We start from the raw sequence: 13,596 nt of genomic DNA on the forward strand, positions 1-13,596 counted from the left end.
GTCAATTGTTCTCAAAATATACTATTTCTGAGAGCTATTTTGACAGTCCTAAAAGAGAAGTTGATTCTACAGCTTGGTCAAAAAATCAAAAAGGCGACAACGATTGAGATAAGCTTTGAAAAAAGTGCAACATGCGGTATTTAAATTATTTTGTTTTATTTGTTTTCTTCAGCATTTGTTCCTGCAAAAAATTGTCTGTTGAACAGACTTTCTTGGGTGATACAAAGATGATAACATATCAACATGCTAATTCACTTGATCAAAAAACTATAGACTACTACCACCGCGACGATTTTACATATATGAGAGAAAAATGGTCGAAAAACGGCAAAAAACGGATATTCTTTCGATATTACAAATCCAATAAATTACAGATGAAATATACTATAATTAACGGACAAATAGAGGGTGACTTTATTACCTATTACGATAATTTAAACAACACCATTTACACAACTGCTCAATTTAAAAAGAATGAACAAAACGGCACTTCGAAAGAATATTGCAGTTGTGGAAGAGTAACTAAAATCTCTGAATTTATCAACGATCGAAAAGTGTCCGACAGCATAGTCTTCCATAAACATTGATTAAATGCTCTCGGATTAAAACACGCTACGCGAACACCCTAATGAATTGCATAAACCAACCCAAAAAACGCATGTTCGTGTCTTCCTATTGTTATCTCGCAAACCTATAATTCTTAACTTAGAAAATTGTTGGCAGCGTAAATTTGGTAACGTACGCATATTTCGATTATTGCCCAACATCTCAAATTCGGCACCGATTCAAACCATTGTCTAACAATATTTTATAAAAATAAAGAACAACTATGAGCGAAATTGACTGGACGGATATCAAACACGAATTTTCTCTCCTTTTAAACCTATTTGCTAAAAATTTAGATGAGCCTAGTTTAAATGAAATTGAACATTTTATTAAGCACGATGAATATGAAATGGCTTTTGAACTGCTATTCCTTGAACTTTTTAACAAAGAAAATTTGCCGCATTTCGACCATAAAAAAGTAAAAAATATAGCCCTTTTGCTGAAAGTAGATCAAGAAACGGTTTACGATACAGATTTTTGGATAACTTTCTCAAAGTTCATAAATCAGATTGAAAGTCAGAATAATAATGAGTAAATTGCATAAAACACGATCCCGCGAATCTGTGTGCTATACCCTAGAAAATGAAGGTAACCACCAATTAGTTAACCTCCTAAGCCGCAGTGGCTCCGGTGAGAATCAGGCGACAAATCATTTGGGAATAATTCTGACGGAGTTTCTGCCAAGTGGCAATGCCCAAGGGAGCTATATGACTTCGTGCGAAGATAAATTATCGAGTGGGCAAATTTGAGAGATGTACAGCCTATTTTAAAACTAATTTGCATTGGAGAAAAATAACGCAGGAATAACATCTGCTGTAATTTGCGCAAATAAAGCCTCGCTTGGCATTGATAATACGGAAAGAGTAAATTTGAACTAGGACAATACCTTTTTCTAAACGCAAAAAATGTCGTTGCGCGCTTTATTTGGCCAGCAAATGCCGGCAGAGTCGAAACTGATTTTAAATGGAATTACAACTCGGAACTAATCTTAGGAGGCTTGAAAACTGAAAAACTTCACCCAAATAACGAAACAAAGTCTGCCGATTATATGCGCTTAGCGAACGCCAGCCATATCGGTGGTATTATCTAAAAAACGAACTCCAGACGTAACTTATGAATACTATATTTTTCTACAAAACAATAACCCGCAGTATTGTTTTTGTGCTGTTCACAAGCCTGGTTTTATCTTGTCAGTCGAATATTCCAAATGCAACAAGAGAGGACGATGATAATTTGAAAGTGTTTCTCAATAACATTTCGTTTGCTGACTCACTACCGTTTAAGAAAATTAACTTTGAAATAATTGAAAGTGAGGCGCTTAGCAAAAGAGAAGTTGCTTTTAGAAATGACAGTACAAAAGTAGTTTTTAGTGATTTCTTTTGGGGAAGAAGAAATTTAAACACTTATGAAGCTGATTCGATTGCTTCTTTCTTGTATTTCAATGATAATAAAATTGAAACGTATGCTACAGATGAAGCGCTTTGGAGTTTGTTGGACTTCGATTTACCTGACCCAGAAATCAGATATTACAACGCTGGCGATGGATTAGAACTGTTTCTATTTAAAGGTAAGTCTTTTACCAGTTTTGGACATTTTGCACACATTACTCACGGATACCTTATCGCAAAAATCAAGAAAAAAGTAGTTTGTTTTGACTTAAGCTCCTATAACGTCCCTGGCGATTTTTATATCGGTAAAATGAAGGACGAAATTGTTTATCTCGACATAGCGTCTGACCCAATAGATAAGTCAAAAGACCCATATATTTATGAAATAAAGCTTAAGAGATTAAACTTTAAAAAAGTGGCTTTTGAAAATATTTATTACCGAAATAAAATTGTTGAACTGAAAATAGCAATACCAACCAATCAGGATTATACGAAATATGAAATTATTTCGGGAAACTGGTGGCCAGAGTATCTCAATTAGACTATCGTAACTTCGTGTTTGATTGGTTGTAATTTTGTGAAAATCAATTACAGATTTTTGTTACCAACATCTAATTGCCCAGACTTGAAATCCGCGCATTAACAAATTATTGCCAACGATTTTTCGGTAACGTCTGCCCGCAGCCCGGATAGTAGCGAAAAACCCGTAAAGCGGCAGGTGCAAATTTGGCGTGCTTTTACTGGCGACCAAAGAAGCCAAAGTAAAAGCACTGCCCAATGTGCCTGAAGCTGCGGCTTTAAAGCGAATAGCCGGAAATGCTGCCCAAATAAAAATAATTTGAAAACGTAAAGATCTTTCATAAGCTGGTCAGGGTGCTTTTCGTGCGTTTTTCGTTGGCTCAAGGCAAGAATCTAAAGCAACTTGCCTCTTTAGTGAAAATGTCGTCTCGGCGTATGAAAACTTATAATCAATTGTACTACTTTCATAAAATGCAAGTAAAAGCCATTAAAACAAGAGTTTACAGGCTTTTTTAAGAATTTTTCCAAACAATCGCGAATTGCTAAAACAGATGAAATACAGCGCTATAACATATATTCTAGGCGTTTTAACCGTTATTGGTTTTTTCTTGACATATCTAATAGAGCGCCAAAAAGAAAACAAGCTTATTCCGATTACGTGCAAAGTTCTAAACTACGAGTGCTCTGGAAGAGCTGCTAACACTTCATTTATTTTTAATGACAAGGTTTATGCTGTTGGTGGTGCCCCAGAAGAACTTTGCGATAATAACAACGCGAAGAAAAACTACGCCACTTTTTATTACTACAAGAACAGTGATTCCTTTTATTTAACGAATTCAACAAACTCAAAAGTTTACTTGTACTTCGCTTTCGGGGGATTTTTAATTTTTATGATACCTTTTTTATTAAGAAAAATAGATCGTCTGGTCTGGAGTAAAGAACTTAAAAAATCTAAATAACAGGCAACCCTAATCACAAGGTCGATTTTATTTGATTTTTTTTTTATGGAGCCATCGCAGGCATTAACATCGGTTCGAAAGTAGCACAAAATCGAAAACTAGATTTAATTCAAAATGATGATAGAGCCATTCCAGGTTTATACTCCTGTTACATTCAAGACTTGTATTTTGAAATTGCGTTTCCTCAAAGATAAAAGTATGAATCCGGACAATAATCACGAGAAAGTTCTGTATCGCATCCCTTTACAAGAAAATATTTTGTCTGCGTTCTTAATTCTATTTTATTTGGCGCGGATTTTAAGCGGTGTGCGGATTATATTCCCTTTCAGAGTTTGGAGCCGTAATGACATCTTCGCTCGTGACTATTGGCGTTTGTGTTCTAATCTATGGAATTTATAGTTTTTTAATACGCCGGAAGCGCTCTTAAATTAGTTTTCCAACGGCGCAGTGCAAAAACCATTACATGCTCCTTTTTCCAAATTGCTTAAACGACTACAATTTAAAGTGATTTTGTTATAAAAATCTAACTTAGCAACTGGATGGATTTTTTAGGGAGTAGTACATATAACAAAAAGAATGAAAACAAACACGAAACAGTTGGAAAGAATATCGCTCAAACGTAGATTCAAAACACAATCGGAAAACCAAAGTAAAATAATTTTGTTTTTTGCTGCGCTTTTCACTATTCTGTTTTTGAATCAAAGTTGCATTACAGCCGTTGAGCAAATTAAAAAAGCACGTGCAAATTTTTCTGGTCCAAACCTAACTATCTACAAATATATGGGCCTTTCGTCTTTAGGTAACGAGATAAATGAAAAATCGTTTTGGAGTATGGGTTGGGGCGAAGGAGAGTTTATGATTAGAATATCGAGTGCCATTAGTATTGCAGATGTAAAGAATAACGTTAAAAACATGCCTTCAACTGAAGAGTTTATGGGAACTTACAAGTTTGCATTTGTAGAAAAAGACGACGACACGATTTATGCATCACAAAATCTAAAAAACTGGGCGATTGTACGCGGGAAAAACAGAGCATACTTTAGCATCGAGGATCAGCCAATTTCCAAAAAAGATTCAAGTTTTATCAACAAGATGCGACAAGCTGAACCTATTCTAAACGAATGTAAAATGCTCAATTAATTTTTGTGCCAGGAAAGGCGGGCGAGAATGCATTTAAGAAACACGTATTGGTTGGGCGTAGGTGCATCACAAGATTTTTAGACGTTTTCGTATATTGGCGACAGTCTTTATAATTGAAAAAAACATGAAAATACTTCAGGATTCATAGACTTTTTTTTCGAGAAGTATAAGTGAAAAGATCTTCAGTAAGCACAAAAAACACCTTACTTTTTACCACGAAAACGCATCAATTCTAACTATCTTATTGTCACGAACTTTAGTCTCAACGGAATGGCTGAAAGAAAAACCATGTACGACATACCCTTTCTAAAAAGCAATATACTTACGCGGTTATTATTCAGAAGACTAGCTGTTTTTTCAGTGTCTAAATTGGGTTTTACCTTAACGTTTCCTTCTAATGTTTGGAGATTTCGTCGAGTGCATAAAAATGTGTACTGGTTCATAAATGAAAAAAGCAATCAAGCGCTGATTTTGAATTATTATACGGACGATTCTTACACTTTTGAAGATGTTAAATCTGCATTCCAGGGCAATTTTTCAGAAACTAAAATTGGTGAATACAATGCGCTAATGTATTGCAAACGTTTCATAGACGATTCTATATCTCAATACGAATGGATTATAGTCGACGGTGGCAGAAAAGTCATTTTTTCTTATTCTATTTTAGACGAGAAATCCGACTTTGAAAAAGATAGAGATTATGAGGACGCTAATGAAATTTTGAACACGTTGAAAATAAAATAAAATATCCCGAATATTAACTTGTTTCGGCGCAATTAATGAAATAACTTTTATGAAAAAGCCCCATTAAAGAAGCTATTTAAGTCTTAATTGAAATTGGGAGTTACGGTAAGTGGTCGGTTTTTGAACAGATAAAAAATACTGTTAATTTAACTATTTGTAAGAAAAACAGCAGGAATACATCAAATTTTTCGCGGGAACAAATTTTTTAAGGGTTGATGAGCCATATGGATTCTACTTTTTCGAACAGCTTGCTATTCCAGTTGTTGTCATCACTTTATAATGAAATTGTTGCTCCAAGAAAACTAAATTATTACAGCGTAGTGTTGGCGCAATCGTTAGTTTTGCTCTTAAAAATGAAACAGCAAAAATTAATGCTAAAAACGTGGAGAATGCTTGACTCAACCAATTAAAAAAGATAAAGATATAATTTCAAAAAGTTTAAACGAAGGCTGGCATGAGGGGAAAAAACCTGATTAAAGAAATCGGAAATAATAAATTATTATTTTATTTGTTGATCTGTCTTCAATTAAGTTGTGATGATAGACAGTACGCCTTTAAACAAGACACAAAAACGCTTCCCGAGTCTTATCTTGAATATGCATTTGATGTACAAAAAGGTAACGAGATTTTATCTTTTCTTTTAGATACAGAAAAGAAAGAAATAGACATACTTCTTTATAAAAACCGCAAGCTTTCAACTGAGTTTTCCCTTAGTGTAAATCAGGAAAAAACGAATCACTTTTTACATGTGGTTAATCGACAAATATTGATAGATCAACTTCTTAAAATAACCAAGTCCAATGGAGAATTTCGCTTGCAATTTTCTATAAGTAACGGTCGAAACGTAATGTCAACAACCTATAACAAAATAGCGAACTTTCGTAGAGAGGTGTCCCCTGAGTTCAATAACCTCATTTTATTTCTTAGAAAAGAAAAATTGGTAAACGAATTTTTTAAGGAAAAACAGCCGTATGAAAATAATTAAAAGCTACTCCTTCCTTCTTTTAGCCGTTTTAGTTGCGTGCACAGAGCCCAAGAGCAAACAGCGTAGTGATTTCTCAAGTATTAAAAAATACAAAATCATTTACACAAATAACAGCTATTCCGAGCTGATAGTTTTCGACAATAATGACACAATCTACCTCACAGATAGCATTCAAAAAGACTTGCAGTTATACGTGAAAGTACCCGCGAATAATGAAACAACACAAAAAATAAGAAGAGACATTATCAATCATTTGAATAAAAAGACACTACTTATTGATAGAAATCATGCTCTACATCAGGGATATTTAGAGATAAGCGTCGAAAATGGCTTAAATCGGAGTAGTTTAATACAAGTCGAAGTCGACAAAAATATATCGGTCTCCAGACCTATTAGTGAGTTATTGCGCGACTTAAAAATTCGGTATAAAGAGGTGGACAAAATTTTTTAGCAAAGCGAATATCTATAAGCAATAAATCTCTCAAGTAATCGCATAGAAATTCATACTGCATGTATGCGTAGAAACCAAAAGTTTTAATCAGTGGCGTCGTGAGTTTTTTACAAAAAAAGTGTTTTAACCAGGGTTCGATGTTAAAATCGAAGTTAGTAATCATGTAAATAGTTGGTTAATACCAAATTAATGGTTAGCTTCAAAATTGTAGATGAAAGTTTTGATTCTTCCAGTCAAAACGTTTACTTCAAGCGATCTAACAATAATTTTTATGGTGAACTCGCGTTTTTTTAGTAACACCCGTTGTATAAATCGGAAAAACAGGCTAATTCTGAAACTTTAGCACAAAACGAAGCCTCATTTGACGTAACAACGGTAGATAATTGGAGCCAAAAAATCGTAAAAGCTATTATGAGACATTTTTTTATCCATTTTCTATTTCTTACATTGATAGTAAATAACGGAAGCTATACCGAGTGGGAATCACAGGGCCAAAGTAGAAGATATTCCGTAAAAATTTACGACAAGAAAATAGAGATTTTAATTGTTACTGCTAAAGGCGAATCCGCATTCAGTTATCCTTTTTTAGATCCGAAGAAGAAAATCTTTAAAATGGAAGAAATTAAGTATTGCTACAATATCGTAGATGAAAGATTATATATAAATTACTACGAAAAGAAAGTGAGAATTTCGGTAGACGAAATAATAACCCTAGTGTTTAAAAGGAAGACGTAAATTGCTGTAAAAATCAATTTGTCAGCAAGTTTACTAGCTGATTTTAAAATTCAGGAACGCTTATTTCCACGTAGTAAGCTGATAATTTCCGGCACATCAAACCTAATTAAGAACCTTTAAATTTGATTCTAGAAAAAGTAACTTTCAAAACTGATTTTCTCATCTTGAATCCATTTGCTTATGGCGAAGAAATTTTGTTGAGACAACAAATAGCTTAAAACTACTTTAGCTGTTTTATTTAAAGATTAAGTCGGGATTGAGAAACTAAAGCCTTCGGATAAATTTAATCATTAAAATGTTCAGGAACCGGTAACGAAATCGACAATGAAAACAAATAAACTGATTCTAATACTGCTAATTAACCTAAGTTGGTCGTGTCTTTCCCAAACAAGGGTAGTAATCGAGAATTTGGAACGAAATTATCAGAATTGCCTTGATAAAGGAATTAATATGAAAGCTTGTTCACAAGATTTTTACATAAAGATGGACTCGATGTTAAATGTGGTTTATAAATCCATAAAACTAAAGATGAGTACCACACAACGCGACAAAATAACTTTAGAACAAAGAGAATGGCTTAAAAAAAGAGATTTATATTTTAAAAAAGCATGGTCTCTTGCAAGAAGTGAAGGAGACGGTCTGTCGTCAGAAGACATAGAAATGATAGCAATAGATAAAAAAGCACAATTTGTTAAGGATCGCGTTTTAAGTTTAATAAATTACATTCAGACAAATAGAAATTCAACGTTAAAACGCAGCTATGAAGCTGATGAGGCTGGACTAATTCCCGTTTCGATTGTTTACTAGAAAGAAAACTAAAACTCGAAGAAAAAGAATAAAAACATTTTCAGAGTCAGACAAAATTTTCACTGTTGTCCAAAGATATTAATACTACTAAATGATAACTTATCTGCCAGAGGGTATCGGTAGGAATTTTGTGCTTAAGCAGATGTATTTGGAAAAGTACTCAGAATTTGAAAGTGACAAATAGTATAAATGCAACTCTTTTTGAAACGCCAATTTTATACATTTACCTCACGTTTTAATACAAGATGTTGCTATTTCTTTCGTCTACTCATACACAACGGAAGATACCGTTATACGTTCCAAGAACAAGAACAAGACGAGGAAAAAAATGACGATGGAAAACGCCAAGTTCAAAGTCTACAACTGGAAATGAAGTCGGTGATTAATTGAATGCTCTTGAAAAAGGAGAGGGTATTAAAAAAGGGACAAAAACCACAGTGATTATGAGCCAATTGGTACTACAAAAAATTTATAATTTTCTCAAAAAAGCTATCCCGCTCTGTGTTCTTTTAGCCAGCTATAGCTGCAAAGAAAGGTCATTTAATGAACCTACGGAAAATATCAATGATTTGCACAAAAAGTTTAAAAAAGGGGACTTAATTAGTTATGAAAAATTAAAGACCACTTATCTTGATTATACGCCCGAAATATTTATCCCGATAGCTAAATATGCAGCCGATTCATTGAGATACATACCCGCTCATTTGGATGTGTTTGAAAGTTACTTTGACAAATATAACTTCGATCATGATAGCGTTGAAAAAGCTGACCTAATTAAAATGTCGAAAAATGATAGAACTGAAGCGCTGTACTACTTAGAAAAGGCTATAAGATACGACGATACTTTGGCTAACCGTTACAAAGTGCTTTTAGCTGAAAGTCGGTAGAAAAAATGTAGAAAAGTAGCTAATCATCTTCCGAAATCAAGCCTAATCCCGCTAATTTATAATCCGTGCCTTAACAATTGTTGGTGCCATTCCTTTAACAACTAACCTTATAAAACTCCCAAGCAAACATACTAACAAGTAGCATGAGCAGTTATCAAACTCTCAAGGACGATAAAAAACTACGGACAAAACTATGAGAACGTTATTATCGATGATTAATTTATTGCTTTTCGTTTCGTGTACATTTGAAAATAAGAGTGCATGCATTTCAAAAAATAAAGAATATAAACTACTACTAACTCCAGAAATAGTCGATAGCGCCGCTGCTAGAATGATAATTGAAAAGATTAAAAATTCGGAACAAATTGGTGGGCCCATTAAAAGTCCGTTTAAAAAAAATCTCGCTCTTGTAAATTTAACGGATAATGATACTTTGATTATAACTTTTTATGGCCCGGACAGAAAGATGTTTAGCATTAAAAATTGTTATTATCAAAGTGAAGTCTCAGTAATTCCGCATAATTCAAGAAATGAATAAAAATCCTAAATCTTAATTAAGTTTAAAGTTATACCCTCGAACACAGTTTGATAAATAATGTAAATTTAAATGCCATTTTTGGTTGAACGGTAGCGGCAGAGGCAAATTAAAAGCTCGGATTCTAAGTCGGTTTTTTGTGGTTGCGTACTTTCGCAAAACAACATAAAAACGCAGACTAGAACGTTAAAACGTACGTTTACAGCTTAATTCCGTTTAAAATGAAACTTGTAGTGAAAGTTGTAAAGTGTGTTTTGGAAACAAAACCCCTAACGAAAATGATAAATTTACAATGGAACCCAGAAAAAAAGATTATTGTATCTCAAATTAGCCTACTTGTAATCGTGCTCTTTTTTCTTTGCTGCAAAAATGCCTCTAACAGCGAAAGCCTTAATAATCAGGACTCTATAAACGTTCAAATTCCTTCGTATTACAAAAAAATTGACTATCACAATTATCTAAAAATGAAAGAGGTAAAGTTGTTTGATTCCACGCCAACATCTGAACTTTATATTGACAAGGAAACTTCAAATTTCTTAGTGGTTACCACCAACAAAGAATTTGATTTCAATATTCCAAGCGATAGTGTACAAAAAACGCTGAGGGAGGAATTTACAAACTTAAAAATCTTGTTTCAAGGCGAAAAATTCATCATTTACCAATCAAAAAGCAATGAACAAAAGCCAAGCGATTCGCCTTTTTGCGAAAACACAAATCACTGTCAAAGCTATCACATAACAATTGTGGGTAAAAAAAGTAATGTCTATGTTGGGTTAAATTACTTTGAAAACAACAAGAACATGAAAAAGTTACACGATTTTCAAAACATAGCAGCTAAATTTTATAAATAACGTGTGTTCGCTAAGCCGTTTTAGTGTTAAGATTGGAGTATTAAGACTGCGTGACGTTCACCATTTTACGTATCGTTTTTTTGGAAGCTAGTCCCGATTGCTATCGGGATCGATGAATTCACCACTTAACGTGTCGTTTTGCCTGCCCAAACCCACGTATCGTCGGTGCCTGAGCTTGTCGAAGGCAGCGTGTCGAAGGCTAGTCTTTCATTTCTTCACTTTTTTAGCTTTTTTAAATTCTTTCTATTTTTTCCATTCTTTTTCGGGTGAGCGATAGCAGCGACATCCTTTTTTGCGCTACGGGATTTCCACTAGGGTTTTCGCAAAAAAGATACAGCGGATAGCGCGACGGCGGCTCCACGAAACGTTGGCGAAGCGCTATGCATAAGACGCCGGCACCCCCAAAAACCTCAAAAAAACCTCGTGAAGCTAACTTCTTCTAAAACCGCTTTTTGATTTTTTCAATCGCAAGCGCGCTCTCGAAATTTCTTTTACTTTTGCAGCATTATGGCAAAACAAGACGATTTATTTAAGAACGTTGTATCACACGCTAAGGAATACGGATTTATTTTCCCTTCGAGCGAAGTGTACGACGGCCTGAGTGCTGTGTACGATTATGCACAAAACGGCGTAGAACTTAAGAAAAACATCCGCGAATACTGGTGGGCGGCGATGGTGCAAATGCACGACAATATTGTAGGTCTCGACGCCGCAATTCTCATGCACCCAACCACCTGGAAAGCTTCGGGACACGTAGATGCTTTTAACGACCCGTTAATCGACAATAAAGACTCGAAAAAACGCTACCGTGCCGACGTGCTAATCGAAGATTACTGCGAGAAATTACAACAAAAAGCCAATAAGGAAATTGAAAAAGCAAAAGCGCGTTTTGGCGAGGCCTTCGACGAGCAAACCTTTGTAACTACCAACGCACGAGTGGTGGAATATTTGGAGAAAAAGAAAGCCATTTTACAACGCATGGCGAAATCGCTCGATGCGGGCGAACTCGACGATGTGAAAGCACTTATCGAAGAATTGGAAATTGCCGACCCAGATACCGGTTCTAAAAACTGGACGGAAGTGCGCCAATTTAACCTGATGTTTGGCACCAAATTAGGCGCTTCGGCAGAAAACGCTATGGATTTGTACTTACGCCCAGAAACGGCACAAGGTATTTTTGTGAACTTTTTGAACGTGCAGAAATCGGGCCGTATGAAAATACCGTTTGGTATTGCACAAACCGGAAAAGCATTTCGAAATGAAATCGTTGCGCGCCAATTTATTTTCCGCATGCGCGAATTCGAACAAATGGAAATGCAGTTTTTTGTAAAACCCGGCGACGAAATGAAATGGTACGAATACTGGAAAGAAACGCGCCTAAACTGGCACTTATCGCTTGGTTTGGGTCGGGAGAAATACCGCTTTCACGATCACGAAAAACTAGCGCACTACGCCAATGCCGCTGCCGATATCGAATTTGAATTTCCGTTCGGATTTAAAGAATTAGAAGGCATTCACTCGCGTACCGATTTCGATTTAAAAGCGCACGAACAATACTCCGGACGCAAAATGCAGTATTTCGACGCCGAAGAAAACAAAAATTATACGCCTTATGTGGTAGAAACCTCGGTGGGTCTCGACCGTATGTTCTTGGCGATTTTTGCCACAGCACTAACCGAAGAAACGCTGGAAGACGGCTCTACACGCACCGTTTTAAAGCTTCCGAGCGTTTTGGCACCAACCAAAGTTGCGGTTTTACCTTTGGTGAAAAAAGACGGCTTACCGGAACTCGCCAAAAGCATTTGCAACGACTTGCGTTGGGAAACCACCGTAGCGTACGACGAAAAAGACGCTGTAGGACGCCGCTACCGCCGCCAAGACGCGTTAGGAACACCGTTTTGCGTAACGGTTGATCACCAAACGCTCGACGACCAAACGGTTACCATCCGCCACCGCGACAGCATGCAACAAGAACGCGTAAAAATCACGGATCTTGCGGGCATCATACACGAAGCCACGAGTTTAAAACAGTGGTTGAAGAAGTGTTTTTAAAATGTTGCGTACGCAAGAAAGTGCCGCAATATTCGAATGTGCTTTATTGGTGCACTATAAAAAAATAGTTATAAGCTCGGACTTGCTCCGGGCTTTTTTTGTTATAAAAACAAAAGTCTCTGCTGTAATTTGTTATTAAATAAGCATCTAACTATAAAAATAATAGCAACTGAACTAACGTTCATTACTACTTTTGCTATATTTACTAAAATTTAGATTGTTATGAAATTAAAGAACATGCTTTTGGTTTTGCTTTTTTTTACTGCAATGTCTCTTAGTTACTCTCAAATGCTAAAAGAAGCGACACACGAATATTTGCCTGGTGTAACTCTAAAACCATTAATTATAAGAAGCGAAAGAAGCACCTTTAAAAGGGGTGAGTATCAAGTTGAATACGTAGCAAAAAAAGGATTTAAATTCAAATCGGTGACTATAGATATTAGCAATACCACGGATAAAGACGTGGTTTTGGATTTCGAATCTTTTTTCTTGGTTGACGAACAAGGGAATCGCTATGAGTCCACTAATGTACTGCAAAGCGGAAAGCTTACTAATAAAACTGATAAATTTCAGATGCCCCTCAAGGCGGGAAAAACAAAAAGGTATTCTGTAGGATTTTGGCCCGCAGTTCCAGTGGAGTTAAAAACCTTTAGACTAGACGTTGATGGCGATATTATAGATTTGGAGGCAAGTGAAAAGAAATAGGGGGGGTGTAAATGGTTTTAAAGGTCTGGGCTTTTTTAGAGGAGGCTCTATGTTTTTTGTTTAAAAAAGGTTTATGTAGACATAATGATATGCCGCATTTGATTCTATCTTGCGGGCATCATACACGAAGCTACGAGTTTAAAACAGTGGTTGAAGAAGTGTTTTTAAAAAACGAAACTCCGAGAAATCGGAGTTTTTTATGGGGTTTGGGGTGGGCTCTACAGATAAATTT

Annotated in this window: 15 protein-coding genes; all 15 read left to right on the forward strand. The window is 35.6% G+C overall.

What is annotated here, in order from left to right; all coding sequences use genetic code 11:
* The first annotated feature begins 374 nt into the window (after positions 1-374).
* The 15 genes from Q0064_RS04680 to Q0064_RS04750 all read left to right on the forward strand — a co-directional run bounded on the left by Q0064_RS04680 (position 375) and on the right by Q0064_RS04750 (position 13,364).
* Positions 375-587: a hypothetical protein gene (locus Q0064_RS04680; protein ID WP_298145029.1), complete on the forward strand. Its 213-nt coding sequence runs from the start codon at positions 375-377 to the stop codon at positions 585-587.
* 242 nt (positions 588-829) lie between these two features.
* Positions 830-1,141: a hypothetical protein gene (locus Q0064_RS04685; protein WP_298145032.1), complete on the forward strand. Its 312-nt coding sequence runs from the start codon at positions 830-832 to the stop codon at positions 1,139-1,141.
* A gap of 578 nt (positions 1,142-1,719) precedes the next feature.
* Positions 1,720-2,535, forward strand: coding sequence for a hypothetical protein (locus tag Q0064_RS04690; RefSeq protein ID WP_298145035.1), 816 nt, complete (start codon positions 1,720-1,722; stop codon positions 2,533-2,535).
* A 529-nt stretch (positions 2,536-3,064) separates the two neighbouring features.
* Entirely contained in the window at positions 3,065-3,472 is a 408-nt protein-coding gene (locus Q0064_RS04695; protein WP_298145038.1) for a hypothetical protein, read from the forward strand.
* A 576-nt stretch (positions 3,473-4,048) separates the two neighbouring features.
* Complete coding sequence (locus Q0064_RS04700; protein ID WP_298145041.1) at positions 4,049-4,612, forward strand: hypothetical protein; 564 nt, start codon at positions 4,049-4,051, stop codon at positions 4,610-4,612.
* A gap of 429 nt (positions 4,613-5,041) precedes the next feature.
* Entirely contained in the window at positions 5,042-5,356 is a 315-nt protein-coding gene (locus Q0064_RS04705) for a hypothetical protein (RefSeq protein ID WP_298145044.1), read from the forward strand.
* Between the two features lie 454 nt (positions 5,357-5,810).
* The gene (locus Q0064_RS04710) at positions 5,811-6,341 is read left to right on the forward strand and encodes a hypothetical protein (protein WP_298145047.1); all 531 of its coding nucleotides are present in this window, start codon (positions 5,811-5,813) and stop codon (positions 6,339-6,341) included.
* On the forward strand, positions 6,328-6,792 hold the full coding sequence (locus tag Q0064_RS04715; protein WP_298145050.1) for a hypothetical protein: 465 nt from the start codon (positions 6,328-6,330) through the stop codon (positions 6,790-6,792). Before Q0064_RS04710 ends, Q0064_RS04715 begins: the two co-directional genes overlap by 14 nt.
* Positions 6,793-7,203: 411 nt before the next feature.
* On the forward strand, positions 7,204-7,527 hold the full coding sequence (locus Q0064_RS04720) for a hypothetical protein (RefSeq protein WP_298145053.1): 324 nt from the start codon (positions 7,204-7,206) through the stop codon (positions 7,525-7,527).
* Positions 7,528-7,977: 450 nt separating this feature from the next.
* A complete protein-coding gene (locus Q0064_RS04725; RefSeq protein WP_298145239.1) occupies positions 7,978-8,334 on the forward strand; it encodes a lysozyme inhibitor LprI family protein in 357 nt (118 codons plus the stop codon).
* A 386-nt stretch (positions 8,335-8,720) separates the two neighbouring features.
* On the forward strand, positions 8,721-9,221 hold the full coding sequence (locus Q0064_RS04730; RefSeq protein WP_298145055.1) for a hypothetical protein: 501 nt from the start codon (positions 8,721-8,723) through the stop codon (positions 9,219-9,221).
* Between the two features lie 193 nt (positions 9,222-9,414).
* Positions 9,415-9,759, forward strand: a complete 345-nt coding sequence (locus Q0064_RS04735) for a hypothetical protein (protein WP_298145058.1) — start codon at positions 9,415-9,417, stop codon at positions 9,757-9,759.
* Positions 9,760-10,034: 275 nt separating this feature from the next.
* Complete coding sequence (locus tag Q0064_RS04740) at positions 10,035-10,607, forward strand: hypothetical protein (protein WP_298145061.1); 573 nt, start codon at positions 10,035-10,037, stop codon at positions 10,605-10,607.
* Between the two features lie 507 nt (positions 10,608-11,114).
* Positions 11,115-12,659 (forward strand): glycine--tRNA ligase, encoded by a 1,545-nt coding sequence (locus tag Q0064_RS04745; RefSeq protein WP_298145062.1) that lies wholly within the window; start codon positions 11,115-11,117, stop codon positions 12,657-12,659.
* Between the two features lie 222 nt (positions 12,660-12,881).
* Positions 12,882-13,364, forward strand: a complete 483-nt coding sequence (locus Q0064_RS04750; RefSeq protein ID WP_298145065.1) for a hypothetical protein — start codon at positions 12,882-12,884, stop codon at positions 13,362-13,364.
* The last annotated feature ends 232 nt before the right edge of the window (positions 13,365-13,596 follow it).

The organism is Flavobacterium sp., assembly GCF_027490375.1.
Classification (GTDB): domain Bacteria; phylum Bacteroidota; class Bacteroidia; order Flavobacteriales; family Flavobacteriaceae; genus Flavobacterium.

Coding starts and splice junctions, on each gene's coding strand:
- Q0064_RS04695 (WP_298145038.1), top strand. CDS start 3,065: ATGAAATACAGCGCTATAACATATATTCTAGGCGTTTTAACCGTTATT.
- Q0064_RS04700 (WP_298145041.1), top strand. CDS start 4,049: ATGAAAACAAACACGAAACAGTTGGAAAGAATATCGCTCAAACGTAGA.
- Q0064_RS04725 (WP_298145239.1), top strand. CDS start 7,978: ATGAAAGCTTGTTCACAAGATTTTTACATAAAGATGGACTCGATGTTA.
- Q0064_RS04750 (WP_298145065.1), top strand. CDS start 12,882: ATGAAATTAAAGAACATGCTTTTGGTTTTGCTTTTTTTTACTGCAATG.
- Q0064_RS04745 (WP_298145062.1), top strand. CDS start 11,115: ATGGCAAAACAAGACGATTTATTTAAGAACGTTGTATCACACGCTAAG.
- Q0064_RS04735 (WP_298145058.1), top strand. CDS start 9,415: ATGAGAACGTTATTATCGATGATTAATTTATTGCTTTTCGTTTCGTGT.
- Q0064_RS04740 (WP_298145061.1), top strand. CDS start 10,035: ATGATAAATTTACAATGGAACCCAGAAAAAAAGATTATTGTATCTCAA.
- Q0064_RS04680 (WP_298145029.1), top strand. CDS start 375: ATGAAATATACTATAATTAACGGACAAATAGAGGGTGACTTTATTACC.
- Q0064_RS04710 (WP_298145047.1), top strand. CDS start 5,811: ATGAGGGGAAAAAACCTGATTAAAGAAATCGGAAATAATAAATTATTA.
- Q0064_RS04720 (WP_298145053.1), top strand. CDS start 7,204: ATGAGACATTTTTTTATCCATTTTCTATTTCTTACATTGATAGTAAAT.
- Q0064_RS04715 (WP_298145050.1), top strand. CDS start 6,328: ATGAAAATAATTAAAAGCTACTCCTTCCTTCTTTTAGCCGTTTTAGTT.
- Q0064_RS04685 (WP_298145032.1), top strand. CDS start 830: ATGAGCGAAATTGACTGGACGGATATCAAACACGAATTTTCTCTCCTT.
- Q0064_RS04690 (WP_298145035.1), top strand. CDS start 1,720: ATGAATACTATATTTTTCTACAAAACAATAACCCGCAGTATTGTTTTT.